Raw genomic sequence first — 22,200 nt, 5'->3', positions numbered from 1 at the left:
TAAGAATATTTATCAATAGGTGACGCAGATGAACACGGATTTTTCTAATTTCAGTCTGTGTCCATCCGCGACATCTGTTGATAAAAATCTTCTCTTTTATCCGTGTTTCATCCGTGTTCAAAATCACTGGCTAAAACAGTCTGTGTCTTTGATGGGAATTTGCAAAGAAGAAACCCGGCCGAGATCGACCGGGTTTCAGGAGTGCTCTGGTTGGTGAGGCTTAGCGGGTGATCGTGAGGCTCGGGACGTTCCGACCGAGGTCGTCGGTGATCTCGCCGCCACTGATCGTCAACTCGCTCACCGCATAGACGCGGCCGCTCGGCATCGTGACCTTGACGGTCCAGTCTCCGTCGGGGACGCGGACCGCGTAGCGGCCGTAGGCGTCGGTCATGGTCACACGGTCGGCGAAGGCCCCACCTCGGTTGCTGAGGATCACGCGGACGCCTTCCTCGGCGGCATTGTCGTCGCTGTTCACGACCTTGCCTTCGAGGATGTGTCGCGTGACGCGAACCGCGGGGCGGTAGACCGGCTTCTGGGATTCACGCTTCGAGTCGGGCGGGATGCTCGGGACGTCGGGCGGAGACGTCTCCCCGGCGCCGGGCGCAACGGGTGGTCCAAGTTCAGCCGGCTTCGGTGGGACCGGGGTCCCTTTCGTATCAGGAAGAGGCGCAGCCGCTTCGGGCACGGGCCTGTCGGGCGGGAGCAACTCCGTCCCGCTGCTAGCGGGCGGTAAGGTGTTGGTCGTCTCGGGGGCCGCCTTGCTCTCCTGCAAGGAAGGTTCCGAAGGGCTGGGCGAACTCTGCACGACCGCAGGGGCACGCTCCGGAGATCGACTCGGGGCAGGTGCCGTCCGGCGGGACGCGGTCGGGGCAGGAGCGGGGACAGAGGGGACCATCCGGGTCGCCGGCGCCGCCGCAACCGTGTCACCGCAGCACGTCGTCGTCGCCGAGGCCACCGTTGCCACGACCGGATAGTCGTAGATCGTGGGATAGTAGCTGGTCGGGGCATACGCGTAGCTGGTCGGGGCGTAGTAGCGGGTCGGGGCGTAGTAGCGGGTCGGGCTCACATAGGTCCGCTCCACGTATCGCCGGGAGAAGAGGCCTCGACGGGTCGTGGTCGTGTAGTAGGTCGGCACGACGTACGAAGTCGGGCTCAGGACGGTCCCCGGAAGGCTGTACGAGGTCGCGTACACCGTCGGGCTGTAATACGACGTCGGGTAGACATAAGACGTCGGGTAATAGCTCGACGGGTAGACGTAAGCGGTCGGCACGATGCTCGAGGATGCAACGTACGAGGTCGGGTAGTAGCTCGAGTCGTAGACATAAGACGTCGGGACGTAGCTGCTGGTGGCGACGTACGAGGTCGGTTCGATATAAGTCGTCGGGGTGACATACGCTGTGGGCAAGACGTACGACGTCGGCAACGCCAGGACCGTTTCCGTGGTCACGGTGCTTCGACCGCCAAACCAATTCCCGTAGACGTGTGACCCGGACCCCGAAATTCCCAAGAGTGATGCCGAGACCAAGGTGGCACGGAGCCAAGTCGATTTCATGTGAGTCGTCTCCTCGAGGCAATGGGACCGATCGGAGAACCTGCGAGAGTCCATCAACCGGCGCAATTCTCAGGACCCCATTTACTCCTACGATAGCAGAGACCGGACCGCGCGATCAACAATTTGCGTGAAACGCGTCGATTTGAGAAGATTGGGGGAGACCAAGTCGGAACGCGCCAACGTGTTGCGAACCGAACCGGAGAGGACGCAACGATGACCCATTCTCGAGACGCCACCGACGTCCTGAACAACGACTTCCTCGAGACGAGAGGACGGATTCTCGAAGTCGCCGCCTCGCTCGATCGCCTCGACCGCGCCCCCGAACGACCCGGCCATACGCCCGACCGCCGACTTGGCCAGTTGCGGCAGGCCATCGAAGCCCTCCTCGAGCCAGGCCCAGGCCGCGCCGAGACCGTCCAACGACTCTTCTCCCTCGACTACGACGCGGACTGGCGCGAACGCGAGGGGCTCGACCGCTATCCCAAGGGTTGAGAGCCGGATCGACCGGCCACCGACCAGGGTGGGACGTTTGACCGCTCGAAGGATCGGAAGACATCTAGCCGCCGAATCCATCCCCAAAGCCGTGTTGGCGCTCGGCGAGTGCTCCGACGAACCTCAGGACGAATACTCCACAATCCAGGGAGTTGCTTTCATGTCCTCGTATATTGATCCGCATATTCATATGGTTTCTCGGACCACCGACGACTACAAGCGCATGGCGCTCGCCGGGTGCGTCCTGATCAGCGAGCCCGCGTTCTGGGCGGGGTTCGACCGGTCGGGTCCCGAGGGATTCCGCGACTACTTCCGGCAGCTCACCGGATTCGAGCAGAGCCGCGCGCGTCTCTACGGCATCGAGCATCACACCTGGCTCTGCATCAACGCGAAGGAGGCCGAGAACGTCTCGCTCGCGCGCGAGGTCATTAAGATGATCCCCGAGTTCCTCGATGAGCCGGGGGTGCTCGGCATCGGGGAGATCGGTCTCAACAAGAACACGCGCAACGAGGCAACCGTCTTCCTCGACCACCTCGAGCTCGCGGCCAGGACGCGCGAGCTGATCCTGGTCCACACGCCCCACCTGGCCGACAAGTACCAGGGGACGAGGATGATCCTCGACATGCTCCGCGAGGATTCGCGAATCGTGCCCGAGCGGGTCTGCATCGACCACGTCGAGGAGCACACGATCCGGCTCGCACTCGACGCGGGGCATTGGGTCGGGATGACCCTCTATCCGATCACGAAATGCACGCCCGCCCGAGCGGCCGACATGGTCGAGACGTTCGGAACGGACCGGGTCCTAGTGAACTCTGCCGGGGACTGGGGGCACAGCGACCCCCTGGCCGTCCCCGAATTCATCTTCGAGATGCGGAAGCGGGGCCACGACGAGGCGTTGATCCGCAAGGTCGTCTTCGAAAACCCGCTCGCCTTCTTCTCGCAGTGCCCGCGCTTCCAGTTCACGCCTCGGGACGAGACGCTCGCCGAGGCCAGGTGACAAATTGATCGGGAGTAACCAGGGCGGACGAACCTCAACTCACTCGACCGCCCGGATCCTCGAAGGAAGCTTTTCCTCGAGGGGACACGCGCTCGCCCCGATCGGCTCAGCGACCTGGCGGAGCGGCTTCATTCGCTTCTTGCCCTTGATGCGGGGCTCCGCTTCCGTCGGACGAGGTTCGGCGGGAGCGGAGGAGGGGGCCGAGGGAGCGGATGGACCGTCGGGGTTGGGGTCGCATCCGCCCAGGAAGAGGAGGGCACCGACGAAAGTGGCCAGGATCGGTTTGCGAGTCATCAAGGAAGGTCTCAAGGGCGGGGGGACTCGAGCGGTTAGAAGGCGTCGGAGCTCACGACCTCGCCCCAGTCGCGCGTCGCGAGGGCGCGGTAGGTCGCCAGGTCGATGGTTTCTTTCAGGAACTGGACCGAGCCGTCGCCGAACAAGAAGTGGGCTCCCCCGGGGTGCTGGCTGCGGAAACCCCACTGGCCGTATTCTTTGTACTTCGGGTCGTTCAGCCAGTTCTTGTGGTCCGACGTGTCAGGCCAGCGAGTCTCGGCGGGCAGGGCGTTCATTCCCCCTTGCGGGTAGTCGCCGAGCATCATGTTCGCATTAATTCGCGGGACTTCGTACGCTAAGCCCTGGGGACGCGTCGTCGCGAACCCGATCGCCGACATATTATAGCCAAAGACGCTCCAGTTATTGCTGAACCAGTCCGGATCGTTTTTAAATCGCGAGCTTTCACCCGCGAAGATCGTGTGGCTCGTGCCGTCGACGAACGCCGAGACGGAATAGGCGGTGTAGCCGTCGAAGGCCCCGTTCCCTACGTCCTGATTCCAGCACTCGGGGCCGGCGTAATAGGCGATGGTGTTCCAGGTCCCTCCCGACGGAAAATACGAGGTCTGTGAGTAAGCGATCGGGCCAGGTCCGAGCTTGGACGCCCTCACCTGGTCGCTGGGACAGAGGTACGACGTCACCGTGGTCAGGAGCGCCGTGCTATTCGCCGCGCCGGCGTTCACACCTTGAAGATAGGTCCCGTCTGCCCTCAGGTCAAAATTCACCGCGTAATAAGCGTTCGTTTGTTCGAGATAAGGGAGGACTAACGCGAGCATGGTGAAGTCGCGGGGGGCTCCCGGCCCGTCCGGAGCAACGCCGCCGCCACAGTTCGCGACCTGATCCGTTGCGTTATTCAAGACGGCGCCAAGAGGGTAGGCGCCCTGCGCACTCTCGTAATTCGCGATCGCGAGGCCCATCTGTTTCAGATTATTTCGGCACTGGGCCCGACGAGCCGCCTCGCGTGCCGCCTGGACCGCCGGCAGTAACAGGGCGATGAGTACGGCGATAATCGCAATCACGACGAGCAATTCAATGAGTGTAAATCCACGGCATGCCCTAGTTCTACTCGTGTGGTAAGTCGGCTTAAGAGACCGCATCGTTTTGTTCACCATTAGGCTAAGAGGATTTCAATTGATCGCCTCGAGCACAAAAATGACGTCTGAATTACCTGGTCGCAAGTTTTCTTTGCCCTGTTGGGATGAATAGGACCGATTTTTCCGACCAATCCATTTTGACAATGAGCGCAAAAAGACGCAACGAATCGCTTCCGCCGGATGTGAAGCAATTCGTTGCGTCTTTGTCGACGAAGCGTCCTTGCTGACTCCTCGCTGACTCTACCGAGCCCTGCCCGGAGTAAGGCTTCACTGCAAAGGCCAAAGGACTCAAAGAATCATTGGAGCAAGTTCGAAGAGGGTAGGTTCTCTCTGCCTCCCGTACTTTGTGTCCTTTGTGCCTTTGTGGTGAAAACCTCGCGCGATGGGAGTCCGGTCGAGATCGGCGAAGAATATCTGTATACGTCGTGTCGGCGATCAGGTGGAATAGAGCCACCGGCCAAGTCGGAAAGCCGGGACCCAGAGCAGGGCGACGACGAAGGCAGGACCGACACCTCGGACGGCGGCAACGACGCCGACATTGAGCCAGACCAGAGAGAGGACGCCCGTCTTCACCGCCCTTTGTATTGCGCCTGGAATGGGCGTACGAAGGGCACGCGCGCTTGCCAGGTTCACCACCCAGGCCACAAGGATCAGGACAACAACGCCCTGGAGCGTTTGCGACGGGGGATTGGACGAGTCATTCGAGTTGAGCGAGCTCGTCGGCAACGACGCCAGGACGAGGCCGAACAAGCCGAGGTTTTCGAGAATCATCCCCGCCAGGAGGCCGCGCACCCGACCGGTCTCCGTCTCCCAGCGACTGATCCAGGTCACCCCCGTCACAAAGGTCGCGAGGGAACTCGCGACGAGCCAGGCTGTCGGCCCGCCCAGGTCGGGTGCCTGGCTCATCCCCAGGAGGAAGTTCAGCCCTCGGCAGAGTCCCATCACCTCGGGCCCGAGTACGGTTCGCTTCACGCCGACGTCGTAGGCCAGGACGCTGAGCGACAGGATTAAGGCCACGAAAAAGCTGGAGGCCGAACCGCTCGCGAGTGCCAGCAACGGTCCGGCCGTCAATAACCCACCCCCAAGCCAGGCAGCGAACTTGCGGGATACTTGCCCCGAAGGGATTGGCCGATTCGGTCGTTCTTTTAGGTCGATTTCGTAGTCGAAGACGTCGTTGAGCGCGATCCCCGCCGCATAGATCGTCATGGAAGACAGAAGGAGGGGAAGCCAACGCTCCGGAGACTCGAAACTCCCTTGCACGATGAGCCAACCGGCCAGACTATCGGCGGCGGCGGTGAAGACATTGGGAAGTCGGACGAGCTGAAGATACGGTTTGATCGTCATGACCAGCGGCTCAGGCCGACACTCCTACATTCCGTGGCGAATGGACGCGAGTTCATCTCCGCTCAGCACGAGTGCGACACCAAACCAAAGCGTGTCGTCCCCGGATCATTCGGAGTCAATCGCGGAACGGGCAAAAACCTACCATGGTGGCAGGAACGTAGGATCAGTTTTCAACACAAAACACTTTCTATTGTGTTGATCCGAACTCCTGGAGATCCTCGTTTTCTCCGATCATTATGACCGTTTCGCAGGCGCGCCTCAACTCCTTTCGTGACCGAGTGGTACGAAAAGAATCTTGAACAAATAGGTTCGGACCGCCACGATCCCCCAGGGATCGAAGCCCGCTCGCCGCAGGTGGCATGTGCTTGACAGCCGACGCTCCGCGAGCGTTCGGGAAACCATCAGATGTCGAGGTCTCGATGGCTTCCGAGAATCACGCGAGGATCTCTCTCACGACCTGGCCGTGGACGTCGGTGAGCCGGAAGTCTCGGCCGCTATAGCGATAGGTGAGCTTCTCGTGGTCGATCCCCAGGAGGTGGAGGATGGTGGCGTGGAGATCGTGGACGTGGACTCGGTCCTCGACGGCGTCGATCCCGAGCTCGTCGGTCGCGCCGTGGACGTGCCCACCCTTGATCCCGCCGCCGGCGAGCCACATCGTAAAGCCTCGGCTGTGGTGGTCGCGGCCCTTCGAACCTTCGCTTGTCGGGGTACGGCCGAACTCGCCTCCCCAGACGACCAGCGTGTCATCCAACATGCCGCGTGCCTTCAGGTCGGCGAGAAGCGCGGCGATGGGGCGATCGCTCTTGCCGGCGTGATCGCGGTGGAGGGAGATGTCCTTGTGGTCGTCCCAGGGTTGGTCGTTACCGTAGTAGACCTGGACGACACGCACTCCCCGTTCGGAGAGGCGCCGGGCGATCAGGCAGGCGTCGGCGAATTCGCCCCGCCCGTACTGCTCGCGGACCCAGGTCGGCTCCTTGCCGAGGTCGAAGACGTCGAGCGCCTCGAACTGCATCCGGTAGGCGAGCTCGAGCGACTCGATCCGCGCCTCGAGCTGGCTGTCCGGACCTCGTTCGTCCCTGTGGAGGTCGTTCATCGCCTTCAAAAGGTCGAGCTGTTCACGTTGCTCGTTGGCGGGACGTCGATTCTCGAGGTAGCGGATCACCGTCTTCGGATCGATCGACGTGTTGTCGATATGCGTCCCCTGGTAGACGGCCGGCAGGAAGCTATTGCTCCAGAGTTGCGGCCCCACGACCGGCTTGCCGGGGCAGAGGACGATGTAACCGGGCAAGCTCTGGTTCACGGTCCCCAGGCCGTAGGTCAGCCAGGAGCCCCAGCTCGGCCGGATCGGCTGGACGTTGCCGGAGTTCATCAACAGGAGCGCCCGCTCATGGGCGGGCGTCTCGTGGTACATCGAACGGATGACGCAGATGTCGTCGATGCATCGCGCGACTTCGGGATAGAGCTCGCTGACCTCGATCCCGCTCTGACCCGCCTTTTGGAAGCGGAACGGCGACTTCATCAGCTTCCCTCCCTTGGCGCGGGTCATCGTCTTGGGCGGGTCGTTGCCGTCGTGCTGCGTCAGGGCCGGCTTGGGGTCGAAGGTATCGACGTGGGACGGACCGCCGTTCATGAACAGGAAGATGACCCGCTTGGCCTTCGGGGTGAGATGACCCGCCTTCGGCGCGAGCGGACTATCGGTCGAGTCGGACGCCGCCGACTCCTGGGCGAGCACTCCCGCAAGGCCGAGCGTGCCGAAGCCGACGCCGACGCGGCGAAGCATCTCGCGGCGGGACAGGGGGGGGTAGTTGAAGCCGAACGGCGAATCATGGGTCATCGGAGGATCTCCCGTCGAATCCATCAGCCCACACCCGAGGGCGCAACCGTTCGTACCGTGGTCCTGTTCCCGTCAATCCACGAAGGCAAACTCGTTCGAGCTCAGGAGAATCTGGGCGTACTTCTCCCAGGCGTCGGAGATGCCGGAGCTCACGAGTCGATTCCCGAGCTGGATCTCGAGCTCGCTCGGAGGACGCCCGTAAAGGAGCGAGAACGCTTGCCGGATCCGCTCCTCGTCGTTCGAACCAAGCGCGGTGACCCGTTCGGCGAGAGCTTTCGATTGCCTGGCCATGAAGTCGCTGTTGAGTACGAACAACTGCTGGAGGGGTACGCTCGTGACCGGCCGGAGGTCGCTCGTGAGGTTCGGGTCGGGGAAATCGAAGAGTCGTAACAGTGGATCGAGATTGTGCCGACTCACCGCTCCATAGAGAGTCCGCCTGAGGTTGTCCGGCGACGAGAGATCCTTGGAAGGTCCTCCGAGGCTGAGGTCGGAGTTCCCCGACACCAACAGCATCGAATCACGCCAGGGCTCAACTTCCAGCCGTCGACGATTCATCCGCCAGAGGAAGCGGTTGTCGGGATCGATCCGGACATTGTGTTCATCGTATCGTGCGCTCCGCTGATAGGCCGCGGAAAGCAGGATCGTGCGATGGAGCGACTTGATGGACCAGCCACCGGCCATGAATCGGCTCGCGAGATGATCCAGGAGCTCGGGATGACTCGGGGCTTCCCCGAGAGCACCGAAGTTCGACGGGGTCTTAACGAGCCCTCGGCCGAAGTGGTGCATCCAGACCCGGTTCACGAACACGCGCGCGGTGAGTGGGTTATTTGGGCTGGCGATCGCCTTGGCCAACTCCAACCGACCGCTTCCCTGGGAGAACGGCCTCGCGTTGTCTCCGGCAAGGATCGCGAGGAATCGTCTCGGGGCCGATTCGCCGAGTGTAGCCGGGTTACCCCTCAGATGGACCTTGAGATCGGTCGGCTTCGCTCCTTCGGTCAGCGCGTGGATCACCGGCTTGCGCGTGGTGTCCTTTTTCTTCTTGTCCTTGTCCTTGACCACCTTGTCCGTCGGGTCGGAGACGGCCTTCTCGTCGATGCCACCCTCCGGCGTCAGGACGTATTCCTTGTAGTCCGTACTGGCAAACACTCCCGCGAGCGAGTAGTAATCCCGCTGCGGGATCGGGTCGAACTTGTGGTCGTGACAACGGGCACAGGCGACGGTCAACCCGAGGAAGCCTCGAGTCAGGGTGTCAAGTCGATCATCGAGTTCGTCGGCCGTGGCCTTTCCATAATAAACGGGCCCGAGGGCGAAGTATCCGAGCGCCGCGAGCCGACCCGCTCGGCCAGGCCCATCGAGTAGATCCCCGGCGATCTGCTCGAGGATGAAGCGATCGTAGGGCATGTCGCCGTTGAACGCCTTGACGACCCAGTCGCGGTATCGGTACCCATCGGGATATTTCCGGGACTGGAACGTGTGGGCCTGATCCTCACCATAGCGGGCAACGTCAAGCCAATGTCTTCCCCACCGCTCGCCGTAATGTGGGGAGGCCAGCAGCCGCTCCACAACCTTGGCGAAAGCTTCGCCCGACTGGTCCTGGAGGAACGATTCGACCTCCTCCGGAGACGGCGGAAGTCCGATGAGGTCGAACGTCGCTCGTCGGATGAGCATTCGCTTGTCGGCCGGAGGGGCCGAGCGGAGCCCTTGCTTCTCGAGCTCGGCCTGGATGAACAGGTCGATCGGGTCGCGGGTCGCGTCCTTGTCCTCCACGGCTGGCAAGGCCGGGTCACGAACGGGGCGGAACGACCAGAACTCGCGGTCCTTGTCCGTGATCTTGAACGCGGGCCCTATGGGGGGACGGACCTCCGACTCGGCCTCGGGCCAGGGTAGTCCGAGCTTGATCCATTCGACAAGCGCGGCGACCTGTTCGGCGGGCAGCTTGTCTTTCGGCGGCATCTTCAGCTCGCCGCCGTAGCGGACCGCCTGGACGACCAGACTCTCGTCCGGAGCATTAAGGACCGCCGCCGGCCCCGAGTCCCCTCCGGCCAGGAGTGCCGCCCTCGAGTCGAGCCGAAGCCCCCCCTTTTGCTTCTCCGGCCCGTGGCAACTCTGGCAACGCTCGACCAGGACGGGCCGGATCTGTTTCTCAAAGAACTCGACCTGGGCCGCCGGCAGCGTCGCCTCGGCCGCATGGAGGCCGCCGGAAAGGAAACCCACCACCAGGAGGAAGGAAGAACTCCGGCGCATCGGATCTCCTCGACAGGGGAGAAGAAGGGCAGTCGGAATGTTGAGAATCAGCGATCAAGTCGAGTGAGCGGGGCCCTGAATCCCGAACAACCACGACGTTTCGCGTCGAAGCGGGGTCGACCGAGGTTGAATTCAGGCGTTCCAATGCGGACGCCGGAGTCGAGGGAACGTCGACGATGTCAAACGTGAGCGAGGGAGATCCGAGAGCTCGAGGGTTTTGCCGCAATCATCAATTCATCGTACTCTTGCGGGTTTCATCATCGAAGATTATGGCGCATTCGTCACGCGGGATCAACCCGCGTGACGGGGAGAGAACCCGAGAACACGGAACCTTACCTGGCGTTGATGGATCCGAAGGGGAAGGGATTTGAAACCGGAAAGTTCCGTCAGGGGGCAGGGATGACGGGACTGGCTTCGAGGAGGCGACGCCCCTGGTGCTCGTCGATCGAGAGACGGGTGAGGAGCCGGTGCCGGATTTTTCGCAGGAGGGCGTCGATGGTCTCGGGCCGAGAATCGGGCAGGGGGATGGCCCCACCGGCTCGCTTGTCGTGGCCCCCCGCGGTCCCGATTCCGTCCACGACTTCTCGCAGGACCTCTCCCGAGTGACCACCAAGGAGGCTTACGCGCGCCGAGAGCTTGAGCATCTGATCGAAGTGCCCGATCGCGATGGCCCAGTTCACCTGGTCGAAGCGGACGAAGAAATCCGCAATCTCGGCGACGATGTCGGGCTGCGTCACCGTCCCGCACCAGCTCACGACGACATCCCGATAGAGGAATGCGTTGGCCAGGGCGTGTTGGAAGGTCGCAAAGTGGCTCTGGGGAAGCTTCGGGTGGCGGATCTTGGCCAGCAGGTCCTTGTCCGCTCGAGGGAATAGCCAAACGAGGGCACCGTCGTCGAGCGAGCTCGCCTCGCGTGGGTAGCCTTCCGTCTCCGAGTCGATCCCGTAGAGCAGGGCGGTCGCAACTCTCGGCGTGAGTGCGACGTCTTGCTCGAGCAAGTAGCCTGTCACCATCGTGCTCGTCGCCCCCATGTGGGGGCGTAGGTCCCGGAAGAGGACCCCTTCCAACAATCCGCCGGTCTCGTGGTGGTCGATGACGACCTGCGGCATCGCCGACTCGTTGGCTCGGCGCCCGGTGTGAGGCTGCGAGTCGACCATGATGACGGCGGTGTTCGGGTCGATGACCGCATCGAGAACCGGCACCAGGGGGATCGACAGGACCTCGACCATGGCCCGATTCTCGGCGCGGGCGATCATCCCATCCATCGTCAGCACGACCGTCTTCCCGGGTTGGGCGTGCTCGATCAACGCCTGAAGCCCGAGCATACTCGCGAGGGCATCGGGGTCGGGGTTGACGTGCGAGACGATGACGACTCGGGAGTAGGGTGCGAGCGTTGCCAGCAGACGTTCGGAACGGTGCTGCCGGAACACGGTGCGTTCCGACTCGATTTCGGCCGTCATCTTGGTTCGCGTCCCCAATGCCCTACGGCCCGAACCGAGACCCGCCAACCTCTTTCGATCGCGATGACCCGAGGATCGTCCAACCGAATCGTCGAGCCGTCCCTGGAGAGTGGAGAGGGCTCATGGGGGGCCTTGTCGATGGCACCCCCCGAACACAAGGCTTCGAGGGAGCCTACAGGTCGTGAAACCGATTCAACGCAGTTTACGATAACAGGCGTCTACCACGCCAGCCCTCGAACGCGCCGAGAAACCGGGTCTTGACCTCGGTCAGGACCGTCGCACCGGGGCGGACTCGTGTTCGAGGATCGATCCGGGGAGATCTAAGGGCCTGCGTCCGATCGCTCGGGCAAGGCGGAGTCGGGAAGGGTGCGCTTCGAGTCGAGTGGATTGGATTTCGCCTTCTCGAGGAGACTTCGAGCACGTTCGATCGCGTCGGGCTCGACGATGCCTTCCGTCTTCGGGGCCGAACGACTCGCGAACGCGAGCAGCAGCGCGATGCCGACACCGAGCGTGACGAAATTGAGCCCAATCGCTCGACGATGGAGACGCTCGGCATCGGACACACCGCGTTCGTTCGCGTCTAGGATCGCCGGCGCGAGGGTATTCCCGCCATAGAGCATGAGCAGGATCCCGGCCACGATCGCGAACGCTTGGAGAGCGACCCCGGGTCCGCGGAACTCCGGGAAACTCAGAGGGACACCGAGATACGACGGAAGCGCGACCGCACCGGCGACGGAAACCCACAGGTAGAGCCGAGGAAGCATCGCACGCGAAAATCGCCGACCGTCCTCGATCCCGAGGACGTTTAACGCATTCGACGCGGCCCCGAACAAGACGAAGGAAAGGCTCCCCACCCAGGCGGTTAGCGCCAAGAGGTAGGCCGAGTCGAAAATGCCTCGCAGGAATCTCGCGTTCACGACGTCAGCCATCTCCCGCTGCGCGAGGCTCGGGCGCGCGTCATCACGAGTCTATTCCGGGCTTCGACGACGGCCCCCCAGATCGCGCCTGGAAATTCGATCTCTGAGAGTTGTAAGTCGGTGCTGTGAGAAGTCAAGCACGATCCGGGTGGGTCGAACATGGCAGCCCCCATCGAAATGAGGGCTTACCTCGGGTCAGGGCTGCGGGGAGAAACGATTCATCAGCGCCTTCTCAAGAAGGGCCGGGTCGAGCTTTACGGGCTTCTTCTTGGTCGGCTTCGGTGTGGGCGCTACCCCTTCCGCTCCCTCGCCAGTCGGCTCCTTCGCCCCCGTAGGGAGCGGCGGAAGCGTGGCGGCTCCCGGAACTTGACCCGGCTGGGTCTTGGGGCGAGCCGGGATCGTTGCGGGTGCGGCAGCCGTGCCGAGCTGAGGCTTGGGGCCACCCATCAACGGAGACTTCGGGAATTCGGTACCCTCCGGCGCGTAGGGCTGCAGGTCGGCTCCGCTGCCCGGCAGGAATTGGCCGGGTGGCGAGGGGTAGACCTCCTCGACTTCTTCGTCTGCAGGACGGACCGCAGGGGCCATGCCCCTCGGCGGGAGTTCCGCACCGGCACGCTGGACCGCGAACGCCTCGTCGCTGTCAACGTCCCGGTTCGCGGGTCGAACCGGTTGAGTCGACCCGGCCGATTGTGTCGGACGGAGTCGGCCGGCCCAGGCCGCGAGGATCTGGTATGAACGGTCGTTGGAGCCCGAGAAGATCGGGCGCTTGTTCGAATTCGGCCCATGCGGCCTGATCGTGCTCGAGAGGAGCTCGCTCTTGGCGGGTTCCTGAAAGTCGATGAGCCGGAGCGTAGCATCCAGGTTGGCCCGTAGCGTGTCCGCCGACATGTCGCGTCTCGTCTTGATCTCGACCAGGCGGAACTCGCCCTGATATTGCTCGTCGTGGCAGCGGGCGCAACGCTTCTGGAGGATTTCGTGGACCACGCCGCGGAACTCCTGCATCCGCTTGACCGCCTGGGCCGTCGTCAGCCCGCGGATCTGGGGCAGAGTCGAAACGCCCATCTCTCGGGCCGCTCGGCCGAGGACGGCCGGATCCAGCTTGTCGTCTCGACCCTCGACCGCCTCGCCGCTGGCCTGCATGACCCCGGTATCCCGGTCCGTCCCGCGATACTCGACGCCCTCGATCTTCTCGAGCATCTGAGCGGCTTCGCGGTGGTTCGGGCTCTGGTTGAGGACCACCTTGAGCTGGACCTTCGCCTGGGGAATGAGCTTGTTCACGAGGCACCAACGCGCCAATTTCATGGCCTCGTCGGTATCGCGCTGCGGCAAGCGGTCCAATTTATACTGATATGTGTCCTCGAGCGTCTTGAATGACTGCTCGACGCGTCCCTTGGGATACGGGATCTTCCCTCCGTTCGCGTGAAGGTAATAGGCTTTGGGATCTTCGGAGATCGTGCCCTGGACCACCGTTCCATTGGTTAATAGGAGCACCGCCCGAGAGGAGCTCGGTGCGACGGACGAGGGGAGGCCGGACGGGGCGGTCTCCGGTTCGGCGTTGCCAAAGACGGCAACCCCGAACAGGCCCAGCGCGGTCAGGCCGGTGGTGAGAAGGGAGTTTTTGGGTGACATGGTGGCGGGACCTTAGCCCGCACCTTAAAATCCGTCAAGGCGAACCAAAGCATCCGTCCGCTCGCGATTTCAGCCCCAGTTAGGAGTTTCCTTCGGGTATGGATCCACTCGCTACATCGGGTTCGCTCGCCAACCTCGTCGGACAGGCCATCGTCGTCGACCTCCGCTCGACTTACGTCTGCCTCGGCACCCTCACGGGATTCGACTCGGCCTTCCTCGAGATGCAAGACGCCGACCTGCACGACTTCCGCGACAGTACCGCGAGCCGAGAAGTCTACGTGTATGACTCCATCCGCCTCGGCATCCGGCGGAACCGAGCAAGGGTCCTCATCCGCCTCGACGAGGTCGTCGCCATCACCCGTTTTGCCGAGATCTCCGAGTCTTGACGAACCGACGAAACCAAGAGAACCGACCGCAATTTTCCGCCAGGTCGGCACGCCGAGTGCGATTCTTAACTATAATTGAGTCTCCCGGGCGAATAGACTCTGGAGGTCTGAAGCCCGGCCTCGCGGCGGACCCTCGTCAGAACGGGCGTGCCGCGCCGGTAGGACCCGGGTCTTCTCCCCTTGTATGAGGTCATGAGATCCATGTTGAAAACGCGATGGTTGCTTGCACTGCCCCTAGCCTTGGCCGCGTCGATCGGCTCGGCGCAGGCTTCCTCGATCCGGGATAATGCCGGGATGTTCGGCCCGGCGGCCGTCCGACAGGCCCAGTCGACGCTGGACGCCATCGAGCGAAACTCCCAGTTGAACGTCAGCGTGGAGACGATCGACTCGCTCAACGGTGATTCGATCGAACGAGTCTCCACCCGCCATGCCGAGCGACAGAAAACCGGTGGGCTCTTTATCCTGCTCGCCAAGCAGGAGCACAAGATCGAGGTCCTTTCTTCGACCCGATACCGTCAGGCATTCCCGACCGAACGCCTAAAGACCATTCAAAAGGCGTTCATCGACGAATTCAAGAAAGGATCGCTTGATCAGGGCCTAATCAAGGGAACCGAGACGCTGGAAAGTGAGGTCATCGCGGCCAAGGGCGAAAATGGGGGAGTCCTTCGCTCTGGCGCCGGCGTACCCGCCGGCCGTCGGGCCGCGGTGCCGGTACGTCCGGGGCAGCGACAGGGAACCGGCCTCGGTGGTTTACTCTTCCTCGGGATCGGGATCATCGCTTTCCTGTTTGTGATCCGGATGATCGGGAGGCTTTTCTCGGGCGGTCAGGGGGCTGGTTACGGCGGGCCCGGCCGCATGGCGGGCGGTCCAGGATACGGAGCCCCCGGTTACGGTGCGCCGGGCTATGGTGGTGGGGGTGGTGGCGGGGGCTTCATGTCGAGCATGTTCGGCGGCATCGGGGGCGCCCTGGCCGGGAACTGGCTCTACGACCAATTCTCCGGTCGACACCATCAGACAGGATACACGGACAGCTCATCGTACGGCGACGGGAACCAGGGAGTCTCCGAACCCGGCGGTGCCGACGATTGGAGCGGCGGGAACAATGCCTCCGGCGACTGGGGCGGCGGCGATTCCGGCGGGGGCGGCGATTGGGGCGGCGGTGGCGGTGGTGATTGGGGCGGTGACAGTGGCGGCGGTGGCGGTGGTGACTGGTAATCGTCCCGCATCACCGGCTCGATTCGCAAGGCGCCTCGCAAGACGACAAACGACCCCGGCGGCCACCATTGGCCGCCGGGGTCGTGTCGTTTCTGACGGCGGGAGAGTCAGTCCAGATCCTTGACCTTCACATTCTTATACCAGCAGTCCTGGCCATGGTCCTGGAAGCCGAAGTAGCCAGGCTTGGCGAAGTCTTTGATCGTCACGCCCTTGAACTTGTGATTCGAGCCGTCCGGTCGCTTGCCGGGTTCGGTAAACTGGTCGAGGTCGATCTTCGAGACCGTCTCTCCGTTGAGGACGACCGAGATCTTCGGCCCGAGGGCGGTGATGGTCATGTGGTTCCATTCGCCCGCGGGCTTCTGGGCGTTGGTGGTCGGCGAGACCAGGTCGTAGAACGCGCCCGAGTCGTGCAGGCCCGTGCCGGTCGTGTCGTCGAGGGCGATCTCCAGGCCCGTCGTGACGGGTTCCTTCAAGTCGCCGACCCTGAGGAAGACCCCCGAGTTGCAGCCCTTGCTGAGCTTGTAGTCGAAGTCGAGCACGAAGTTCCCGTGCGTCTTGTCGTGGGCGACGATGTATCCCCCCGACGCATGCGGGTTCAAACCGTCGGCCTGGACGTTGGCCTTCGACACGGGCTTCTTGTCGTGGTTGGTGATCCAACCGTTTCCGCTGGTCCCGTCGAAGATCGTCTTGAACTGTTCGGCGGCCGCCAGGGCCCCGGTCGCCAGGGCGAGCCCGACCAGGCCCGCCATCGCCGTTGTACGCATCGGTCGCGATCTCCTCAGTGGAGGGTGTGTCTGAACGCCATCCCAATCGACGGTTCCGAGGATGGTACGGCGACCAACTTATCACGCGCGCCGGGTTTCCGACAGGACCAGACGCCCTTGCTCGACCAGGCCGCCTCTGGTAGCACCACTCGCGTCGGAATCCATACCTACGACCTCTCGAATTCACGAGCCGCCTAAATCATGGACCGAACCCCGAAGCGCCGGGAATCGCTCACGAAGTCGCTCAAGGCAGACCACCTGGACGCCCTGCTCGTTTCGTCGTTCGTGAACGTCAGCTACCTCACGGGCTTCAGCGGCGACGACTCGACCTTCCTGCTCGCCAAAGACCGGGCGATCGTCCTGTCCGACGGTCGTTACCAGGACCAGCTCGCTCAAGAGTGCCCCGACCTGGAGATCAAGATCCGCCCGGTCGCCCAACTCATGATCTCCGCCATCGCCGAGACGGTTTCGGCACTCGGGATCCGTCGACTCGGGTTCGAAGCGAACGCGGTATCGGTCGCCGACTTCGAAGAGCTTCGTTCGCGGTTGTCGGGGATCGAACTGATCGCGATCCAGGGACGGGTCGAATCGCTGCGGGCGATCAAGGACAAGGACGAAGTCGCCGCGATTCGAGAGGCGATCGGCTTCGCGGAGCGGGCGTTCGCGATGCTCCGCGCCGGCCTCAGGGAGGAGGAGACCGAGAAGGACACGGCTGATGCGCTCGAAGGTTACCTTCGACGGTGCGGGGCCACCTCGGCGAGCTTCCCTCCGATCGTCGCGGTAGGGCCGAGGGCCGCCCTTCCGCATGCCCGACCCACCCAGGACGCGAGGATCGGCGACGCCGACTTCGTGCTCGTTGATTGGGGTGCGACGGGCCACCCTTACAAAAGTGACTTGACGAGGGTCCTGGTCACCGGTAAGGTCACGTCGAAGTTCGAGAAGGTCTATCGGACAGTCCTCGAGGCCCAGGGACGCGCGATCGCCGCGATCAGGCCCGGGGTCAAGGCCGATGCCATCGACGCCGAAGCCCGCTCCGTGATTGAGGATGCTGGTTTCGGCCGTTTTTTTAACCATGGCTTGGGCCACGGCCTCGGCCTCGAGATCCACGAGGCCCCTCGGCTCCGCAAGGAATCCGACGTCACGCTCCAACCCGGTATGGTGATCACCGTCGAGCCCGGCATCTACTTGCCCGGCTGGGGCGGCATCCGGATCGAAGACGACGTGCTGGTAACCCCCGACGGCTGCGAGGTCCTGTCCCACGTCCCCAAGTCGCTCGACTCCGTCCGAGTCGGGTGACCGAGTCGTCGAATGCCAGCCGCGCGGAGTGTCAGCATGCCGGAGAAGTCTCAAGAGCCGTCCCCACCCGTCGACGTCAACGCGATCCATCAACTCATTCGCTTGATGAAGCGGTACGACCTGACGGCGATCGACCTGGGCGAGGGTCCCACGAAGATCCGCCTGCGGAGGCGAGGTGCCGAACTCGCGTACGCCCCCGCCGCACTCCCTCCCGTGGTCATGCAGGCGGCTCCCGCTCCGGCCGCGGCGCCTCGTCCGGAGCCCCCTCCCGCCGCGCCACCGGTCTCCAAAGACCTGGTGATCGAGAGCCCGATGGTCGGGACCTACTATGCCTCGAATTCCCCCGAGGCTCCGCCGTTCGTCAACGTCGGGACCGTCATCCGACCCGATACGACGGTCTGCATCATCGAGGCCATGAAAGTCTTCACCGACATCCCGGCCGGCCTCTCCGGCACGATCACCGAAGTCCTGGTCAAGAACGGCCAGTCCGTCGAATACGGCCAGCCGATGTTCCGCGTCAATCCTGCCTGAGGCCCTCGGCCGGTCGATCCAATCGTCCGGCCGACCGACTTCGTCGCCGCAGAAGGGGTCGACCGGTGGTCGATCCCGGCGATCCGCCTCCTGACTCGGGATCCCGCGAACCACTCTGGGCTGGGACTTCGCATCCCGCAACGATCTGAGGTTCTCGATGTTTCAGCGCATTCTGGTGGCCAATCGGGGTGAGATCGCGCTGCGGATAATCCGCGCCTGCAAGGATCTGGGGGTCGAGGTCGTTGCCGTTTACTCGCAGGCCGACCGCAACGCCCCCTACCTCAAACTGGCCGACCGGGCCATCTGTATCGGCAAGGCCCCGAGCGCCGACAGCTATCTGAACATCCCGAGGCTGATCGCGGCTGCCGAGGTCGCCGACGTCCAGGCCATCCACCCGGGCTATGGTTTCCTGAGCGAGAACCCCCACTTCGCCGAGATTTGCCGCAGTTGCAGCTTCGAGTTCATCGGCCCCCCGCACGAAGCCATCCGCCGAATGGGGCTGAAGACCGAAGCCAAGGCCGTGGCCGCCGAGGCCAAGGTCGCGTGCGTCCCCGGCTCCGACGGCCCGGTCGTGAATGACGCCGAAGCCATGGCCCTCGCGCAAAAGATCGGATACCCCGTCCTCATCAAGGCCGCCGCCGGCGGTGGCGGCAAGGGGATGCGTGTTTGCCGAGAGGAGTCGACCCTCGTCTCGTCACTCCAGGCCGCTCGAAACGAGGCCGACGCCGCCTTCAAGAACTCGAGCGTCTACCTCGAGAAGTTCATCGACCGGCCCCGTCACGTCGAGATCCAGATCCTGGCCGACTCCCACGGGAACGTCGTCCACTGCTGGGACCGTGACTGCTCCCTCCAACGCCGCCATCAGAAGCTCGTCGAGGAAGCCCCCGCGTCGAGCCTGCCCCACGACGTCCGCCAGCGTCTCGGCGAGGCCGCCGTCCGTCTCGCGAAGGCGGCCGGATATGTTAATGCGGGGACCTGCGAATTCCTCGTGGACGCCGACAACAACTTCTATTTCATCGAAGTCAACGCCCGAATCCAGGTCGAGCACCCCGTCACCGAGGTCGTGACCGGCATCGACCTGGTGAAGCAGCAAATCCGAATCGCCGCGGGCGAAAAACTCCCCTTCACCCAGAAGGAGATCGTCACTCGCGGTCATTCCTTCGAGTGCCGGATCAACTCCGAGGATCCCGACCACGACTTCCGGCCCTCCCCCGGCAAGATCAAGGCGATGCGGATCCCCGGAGGCCCCGGCGTCCGTTGGGACTCGCACGTCGAAGTCGGCTATTCCGTCCCCCCCAACTACGACTCCCTCGTCGGCAAGCTGATCGTCCACGCCTCGAACCGCGCCGAGGCCATGGCGACCATGCGTCGGGCCCTCGACGAGCTGGTCATCGAAGGCATCCAGACCACCATCCCCCTCCACAGGCGCATCTTCCGGAATCGCGACTTCATCGAAGGACGCGTCGACACGACCTGGGTTGAACGAGTGCTGATGCCTCCCAAAACCCCCGCACACACGGCCTAAGTCCGAGCGAACGGAGGGGCTCGAGTCGATCGGGGAGATCCCCACGTTCGTGCCGTGGGTGGCCTTTCGTGACTTGGCGAGAGCGGTCCGACTGCCTAAACGAAGAACGTCCCGACCACGCGAGGGGCAGGGACACCCCTGGAAGCGCCGGCCGGACCTGTGGTAATTTCGCTCTGGGTTCGTTCGGATGGGGCGGAGGAATGGCGGTCCGTGTCGGACCGCCACGCGTCTCATGATACGCCAGGCATCGCTCCCCGGACCGACGGGGACGGGATCCTCAGCGTCGAGCCGTCGGGGAATCCCGGCCTTACCATATGGCCCGACGCCAGGGTCCATCGATCGCCCGGCCCGGCGAGCGGGACCACGGCCCGGCGGCGGATTCAAGATCCATTTTTCGACATTTCAACAACCTGCTAGGAACGTTGCATGAAAGTCGGTTTATTGACCGGGGGTGGCGATTGCCCCGGCCTGAACGCGGTCATCCGCGCCGTGGTGCAGACGGTCGTGAACGAGGGAGGAAGCTGCGTCGGGATCCTCGAAGGGTGGCGCGGACTCGTTCAGAACATGAGCCGCGAGTTGTCCGTCATCGAGACCGACGAAATCATCGCCAAGGGAGGAACCATCCTCGGCTCCTCGAGGACGAACCCCTTCAAGAACCTCGAGCGCGACATACCCGCGGTCCAGGCGAACTTCAAGGCCCTCGGCCTCGATGCACTCGTCGCGATCGGCGGCGATGACACTCTGGGCGTCGCCCACCGTCTCCACCGTGATTACGGCATGCCGATGGTCGGGGTTCCCAAGACCATCGACAATGACCTGATGGTGACCGACTTCACATTCGGCTTCGACACGGCAATCAACATCGTGACCGAGGCGGTCGACCGCCTTCGCACCACGACCGAGAGCCATCGCCGCGTCATGGTTGTCGAGACCATGGGCCGTCAGGCCGGATGGATCGCGTGCTTCTCGGGCATCGCCGTCGCGGCGGATTACATCCTGGTCCCCGAAGTGCCGATCGACATGGCCCACGTGATCGAGACCCTCAAGAGGCGTCGATCCGAGGGCAAGAAATACGGCATCGTCGTCGTGTCCGAGGGGGCCAAGTTCCCGGACAAGACCGAAGTCACCCTCGAAGGGGGTGTCGACGCCTTCGGCCATGCTCGCCTCGGTGGCGTGGGCAACGTCGTCGCCGAAGAAATCGAGAAGGCGACCGGCTACGAAACCCGTTGCGTCGTCCTCGGACACATCCAGCGAGGCGGGCCTCCCAGCGCCTACGACCGCGTCCTCGCGACCCGACTCGGCCTCGCCGCCGGCAACCTCGTCCTTCGGAAGAAGTTCGGGACCATGGTCGCCCTCTCCGGGACGAAGATCATCGACACGACCCTCGAGTCCGGCGTCGCCGCCAGCAAGACCCTCGACCTCTCCTACTACCACGAGGCCGCGGCGTTCTTCCGTTGAGAACCGGCTACCCTCGACCTCTGACAAGCCTCGCCCTATCGAAGCCTCTGCCTCCTCCCTAGGAGCCAGAGGCTTTTTCCGTATCCGCTCCAAACGATCGCAGAGCGGCCCCGGGCGAGGATTGAGGCGATGGTCACCAAAACAATCGGCCCTGAGAGGTAATAGAGCGATTCCTGGCCGAGTTGCACGAAGAACCCGAGCACGATCGCGCACAGGTCGACGAACAGGATCGACCCGAGGAGCGAGATACACATCAGCGTGAATCTCCTTCCAACGTCTTGCAATATCAAAGGAAAGGGGAGGCTCGGTAGCGATCACGACGGTGCAAAGCCCCCTTCCGATCACACTTCTCAAGTTGCCGCGCTCGCCAGCGTGCGGATGACCTCGGGGATATTCGAGCTCTGCCAACCTTGCATGAGCTTGTCGCCACGGACTTGAATCCACGTGATCCCTCGAAATCTCACGCGCTCATGAGTGGGCGCCAGGCCGATGCCTTCACCGGCGTGAGTCCCCTCGGCCGTCCAGCGTACAACGACGTTCTCGCCCTCGGAGACAATCGCCTCGACGTCGACGTGCAAGTCCGGGAATGCCGCGAGGAACGGCCAGTATTGCCGTTCCTTGAATTCGACAGGCCCCCTCAAAACACCATCATCGGTATAGCAAACGCTTTCCGACGTGATCAGATCGTCGATCATCTCCTCGCGTCGCGCGTTCCACACATCCTCGAACCACTTCCGGACGACATCGGCGGTTTGGTGCGGCACAATCATGTCCTACCCGACTTGGCACGATCCGAACCCATGATCCACGCAGTGTCATCTTAACAATTTGAAGTTTTTCATCCCAGGAACGCGAAAGACACGATCGGTGATGACAACCCCACTGGACCATCCGGAGGAGGGTCGATGAATCGACTAGGAAATCACGAGATTTTTCGGTGGGTCGTTGACTTCGTCCCAGGATCCGGTATTATTACCCCTGTCGCCGCTGACAACGGTGGTGACCAGAAACGCGGCCGAGTGGTTCGGCAAGACAACTTGACCGAGCCCGATGGCCGCGATAATTCGTTCGCTGGACGATTCGGCCGGCGTGACATGCCCTCAGGGCGAAGTCACTCCGGCCGGTGACGTCG

The 22,200-nt window shown here is 63.1% G+C and carries 20 protein-coding genes; 8 read left to right on the top strand and 12 right to left on the bottom strand.

Annotated elements, in window-relative coordinates; translation table 11 throughout:
- Positions 1-220: 220 nt before the first annotated feature.
- Positions 221-1,552: a carboxypeptidase regulatory-like domain-containing protein gene (locus ACYOEI_RS14540; RefSeq protein ID WP_462850232.1), complete on the bottom strand. Its 1,332-nt coding sequence runs from the start codon at positions 1,550-1,552 to the stop codon at positions 221-223.
- A gap of 213 nt (positions 1,553-1,765) precedes the next feature.
- Between ACYOEI_RS14540 and ACYOEI_RS14535 the strand changes: the two genes are divergently transcribed.
- On the top strand, positions 1,766-2,044 hold the full coding sequence (locus tag ACYOEI_RS14535; protein ID WP_462850231.1) for a hypothetical protein: 279 nt from the start codon (positions 1,766-1,768) through the stop codon (positions 2,042-2,044).
- A 160-nt stretch (positions 2,045-2,204) separates the two neighbouring features.
- Entirely contained in the window at positions 2,205-3,041 is an 837-nt protein-coding gene (locus ACYOEI_RS14530; protein ID WP_462850230.1) for a TatD family hydrolase, read from the top strand.
- Between the two features lie 39 nt (positions 3,042-3,080).
- On the opposite strand, the gene ACYOEI_RS14525 is transcribed toward ACYOEI_RS14530, so the two are convergent.
- The 8 genes from ACYOEI_RS14525 to ACYOEI_RS14490 all read right to left on the bottom strand — a co-directional run bounded on the left by ACYOEI_RS14525 (position 3,081) and on the right by ACYOEI_RS14490 (position 13,893).
- The gene (locus tag ACYOEI_RS14525; RefSeq protein WP_462850229.1) at positions 3,081-3,335 is read right to left on the bottom strand and encodes a hypothetical protein; all 255 of its coding nucleotides are present in this window, start codon (positions 3,333-3,335) and stop codon (positions 3,081-3,083) included.
- A gap of 35 nt (positions 3,336-3,370) precedes the next feature.
- Entirely contained in the window at positions 3,371-4,468 is a 1,098-nt protein-coding gene (locus ACYOEI_RS14520; RefSeq protein WP_462850228.1) for a DUF1559 family PulG-like putative transporter, read from the bottom strand.
- A gap of 432 nt (positions 4,469-4,900) precedes the next feature.
- Complete coding sequence (locus tag ACYOEI_RS14515) at positions 4,901-5,809, bottom strand: UbiA family prenyltransferase (RefSeq protein ID WP_462850227.1); 909 nt, start codon at positions 5,807-5,809, stop codon at positions 4,901-4,903.
- A gap of 433 nt (positions 5,810-6,242) precedes the next feature.
- Positions 6,243-7,643 carry a DUF1501 domain-containing protein gene (locus ACYOEI_RS14510; protein ID WP_462850226.1) on the bottom strand — a complete coding sequence of 467 codons (1,401 nt, stop codon included), beginning with the start codon at positions 7,641-7,643 and terminating at the stop codon, positions 6,243-6,245.
- Between the two features lie 72 nt (positions 7,644-7,715).
- Positions 7,716-9,887: a PSD1 and planctomycete cytochrome C domain-containing protein gene (locus tag ACYOEI_RS14505; protein ID WP_462850225.1), complete on the bottom strand. Its 2,172-nt coding sequence runs from the start codon at positions 9,885-9,887 to the stop codon at positions 7,716-7,718.
- 386 nt (positions 9,888-10,273) lie between these two features.
- On the bottom strand, positions 10,274-11,347 hold the full coding sequence (locus ACYOEI_RS14500) for a DHH family phosphoesterase (protein ID WP_462850224.1): 1,074 nt from the start codon (positions 11,345-11,347) through the stop codon (positions 10,274-10,276).
- A 320-nt stretch (positions 11,348-11,667) separates the two neighbouring features.
- Positions 11,668-12,276 (bottom strand): DUF4149 domain-containing protein, encoded by a 609-nt coding sequence (locus ACYOEI_RS14495; RefSeq protein WP_462850223.1) that lies wholly within the window; start codon positions 12,274-12,276, stop codon positions 11,668-11,670.
- 183 nt (positions 12,277-12,459) lie between these two features.
- A complete protein-coding gene (locus ACYOEI_RS14490) occupies positions 12,460-13,893 on the bottom strand; it encodes a hypothetical protein (RefSeq protein WP_462850222.1) in 1,434 nt (477 codons plus the stop codon).
- 98 nt (positions 13,894-13,991) lie between these two features.
- On the opposite strand from ACYOEI_RS14490, the gene ACYOEI_RS14485 reads away from it, so the two are divergent.
- Both ACYOEI_RS14485 and ACYOEI_RS14480 read left to right on the top strand, forming a co-directional pair.
- Complete coding sequence (locus ACYOEI_RS14485; protein ID WP_462850221.1) at positions 13,992-14,279, top strand: hypothetical protein; 288 nt, start codon at positions 13,992-13,994, stop codon at positions 14,277-14,279.
- Positions 14,280-14,480: 201 nt separating this feature from the next.
- On the top strand, positions 14,481-15,494 hold the full coding sequence (locus ACYOEI_RS14480) for a TPM domain-containing protein (RefSeq protein ID WP_462850220.1): 1,014 nt from the start codon (positions 14,481-14,483) through the stop codon (positions 15,492-15,494).
- A gap of 107 nt (positions 15,495-15,601) precedes the next feature.
- Here ACYOEI_RS14480 and ACYOEI_RS14475 read toward each other — a convergent pair whose 3' ends face one another.
- Positions 15,602-16,258: a 3-keto-disaccharide hydrolase gene (locus ACYOEI_RS14475; protein WP_462850219.1), complete on the bottom strand. Its 657-nt coding sequence runs from the start codon at positions 16,256-16,258 to the stop codon at positions 15,602-15,604.
- Positions 16,259-16,459: 201 nt separating this feature from the next.
- On the opposite strand from ACYOEI_RS14475, the gene ACYOEI_RS14470 reads away from it, so the two are divergent.
- The 4 genes from ACYOEI_RS14470 (at position 16,460) to ACYOEI_RS14455 (ending at position 21,068) form a co-directional block, all read left to right on the top strand.
- The gene (locus ACYOEI_RS14470; RefSeq protein WP_462850218.1) at positions 16,460-17,554 is read left to right on the top strand and encodes a M24 family metallopeptidase; all 1,095 of its coding nucleotides are present in this window, start codon (positions 16,460-16,462) and stop codon (positions 17,552-17,554) included.
- Positions 17,555-17,590: 36 nt separating this feature from the next.
- Positions 17,591-18,085, top strand: coding sequence for an acetyl-CoA carboxylase biotin carboxyl carrier protein (accB, locus tag ACYOEI_RS14465; RefSeq protein WP_462850217.1), 495 nt, complete (start codon positions 17,591-17,593; stop codon positions 18,083-18,085).
- Positions 18,086-18,242: 157 nt separating this feature from the next.
- A complete protein-coding gene (gene accC, locus ACYOEI_RS14460; protein ID WP_462850216.1) occupies positions 18,243-19,610 on the top strand; it encodes an acetyl-CoA carboxylase biotin carboxylase subunit in 1,368 nt (455 codons plus the stop codon).
- 426 nt (positions 19,611-20,036) lie between these two features.
- Complete coding sequence (locus tag ACYOEI_RS14455; RefSeq protein ID WP_462850215.1) at positions 20,037-21,068, top strand: 6-phosphofructokinase; 1,032 nt, start codon at positions 20,037-20,039, stop codon at positions 21,066-21,068.
- A 35-nt stretch (positions 21,069-21,103) separates the two neighbouring features.
- On the opposite strand, the gene ACYOEI_RS14450 is transcribed toward ACYOEI_RS14455, so the two are convergent.
- On the bottom strand, positions 21,104-21,322 hold the full coding sequence (locus ACYOEI_RS14450; RefSeq protein WP_462850214.1) for a hypothetical protein: 219 nt from the start codon (positions 21,320-21,322) through the stop codon (positions 21,104-21,106).
- Between the two features lie 96 nt (positions 21,323-21,418).
- Positions 21,419-21,832, bottom strand: coding sequence for an ester cyclase (locus ACYOEI_RS14445; RefSeq protein WP_462850213.1), 414 nt, complete (start codon positions 21,830-21,832; stop codon positions 21,419-21,421).
- Positions 21,833-22,200 lie beyond the last annotated feature (368 nt).

This window comes from Singulisphaera rosea, from assembly GCF_054877945.1.
This window is presented reverse-complemented; position numbering and strand designations above follow the sequence as displayed.

Bases quoted from the DNA above. Each gene is read 5' to 3' on its own strand.
- ACYOEI_RS14520 (WP_462850228.1), bottom strand. From the start codon at position 4,468: ATGCGGTCTCTTAAGCCGACTTACCACACGAGTAGAACTAGGGCATGC.
- ACYOEI_RS14480 (WP_462850220.1), top strand. From the start codon at position 14,481: ATGTTGAAAACGCGATGGTTGCTTGCACTGCCCCTAGCCTTGGCCGCG.
- accB (WP_462850217.1), top strand. From the start codon at position 17,591: ATGCCGGAGAAGTCTCAAGAGCCGTCCCCACCCGTCGACGTCAACGCG.
- ACYOEI_RS14535 (WP_462850231.1), top strand. From the start codon at position 1,766: ATGACCCATTCTCGAGACGCCACCGACGTCCTGAACAACGACTTCCTC.
- ACYOEI_RS14475 (WP_462850219.1), bottom strand. From the start codon at position 16,258: ATGCGTACAACGGCGATGGCGGGCCTGGTCGGGCTCGCCCTGGCGACC.
- ACYOEI_RS14510 (WP_462850226.1), bottom strand. From the start codon at position 7,643: ATGACCCATGATTCGCCGTTCGGCTTCAACTACCCCCCCCTGTCCCGC.
- ACYOEI_RS14450 (WP_462850214.1), bottom strand. From the start codon at position 21,322: ATGTGTATCTCGCTCCTCGGGTCGATCCTGTTCGTCGACCTGTGCGCG.
- ACYOEI_RS14490 (WP_462850222.1), bottom strand. From the start codon at position 13,893: ATGTCACCCAAAAACTCCCTTCTCACCACCGGCCTGACCGCGCTGGGC.
- ACYOEI_RS14500 (WP_462850224.1), bottom strand. From the start codon at position 11,347: ATGACGGCCGAAATCGAGTCGGAACGCACCGTGTTCCGGCAGCACCGT.
- ACYOEI_RS14470 (WP_462850218.1), top strand. From the start codon at position 16,460: ATGGACCGAACCCCGAAGCGCCGGGAATCGCTCACGAAGTCGCTCAAG.
- ACYOEI_RS14495 (WP_462850223.1), bottom strand. From the start codon at position 12,276: ATGGCTGACGTCGTGAACGCGAGATTCCTGCGAGGCATTTTCGACTCG.
- ACYOEI_RS14455 (WP_462850215.1), top strand. From the start codon at position 20,037: ATGAAAGTCGGTTTATTGACCGGGGGTGGCGATTGCCCCGGCCTGAAC.
- ACYOEI_RS14515 (WP_462850227.1), bottom strand. From the start codon at position 5,809: ATGACGATCAAACCGTATCTTCAGCTCGTCCGACTTCCCAATGTCTTC.
- ACYOEI_RS14485 (WP_462850221.1), top strand. From the start codon at position 13,992: ATGGATCCACTCGCTACATCGGGTTCGCTCGCCAACCTCGTCGGACAG.
- ACYOEI_RS14530 (WP_462850230.1), top strand. From the start codon at position 2,205: ATGTCCTCGTATATTGATCCGCATATTCATATGGTTTCTCGGACCACC.
- ACYOEI_RS14525 (WP_462850229.1), bottom strand. From the start codon at position 3,335: ATGACTCGCAAACCGATCCTGGCCACTTTCGTCGGTGCCCTCCTCTTC.
- ACYOEI_RS14540 (WP_462850232.1), bottom strand. From the start codon at position 1,552: ATGAAATCGACTTGGCTCCGTGCCACCTTGGTCTCGGCATCACTCTTG.
- accC (WP_462850216.1), top strand. From the start codon at position 18,243: ATGTTTCAGCGCATTCTGGTGGCCAATCGGGGTGAGATCGCGCTGCGG.
- ACYOEI_RS14505 (WP_462850225.1), bottom strand. From the start codon at position 9,887: ATGCGCCGGAGTTCTTCCTTCCTCCTGGTGGTGGGTTTCCTTTCCGGC.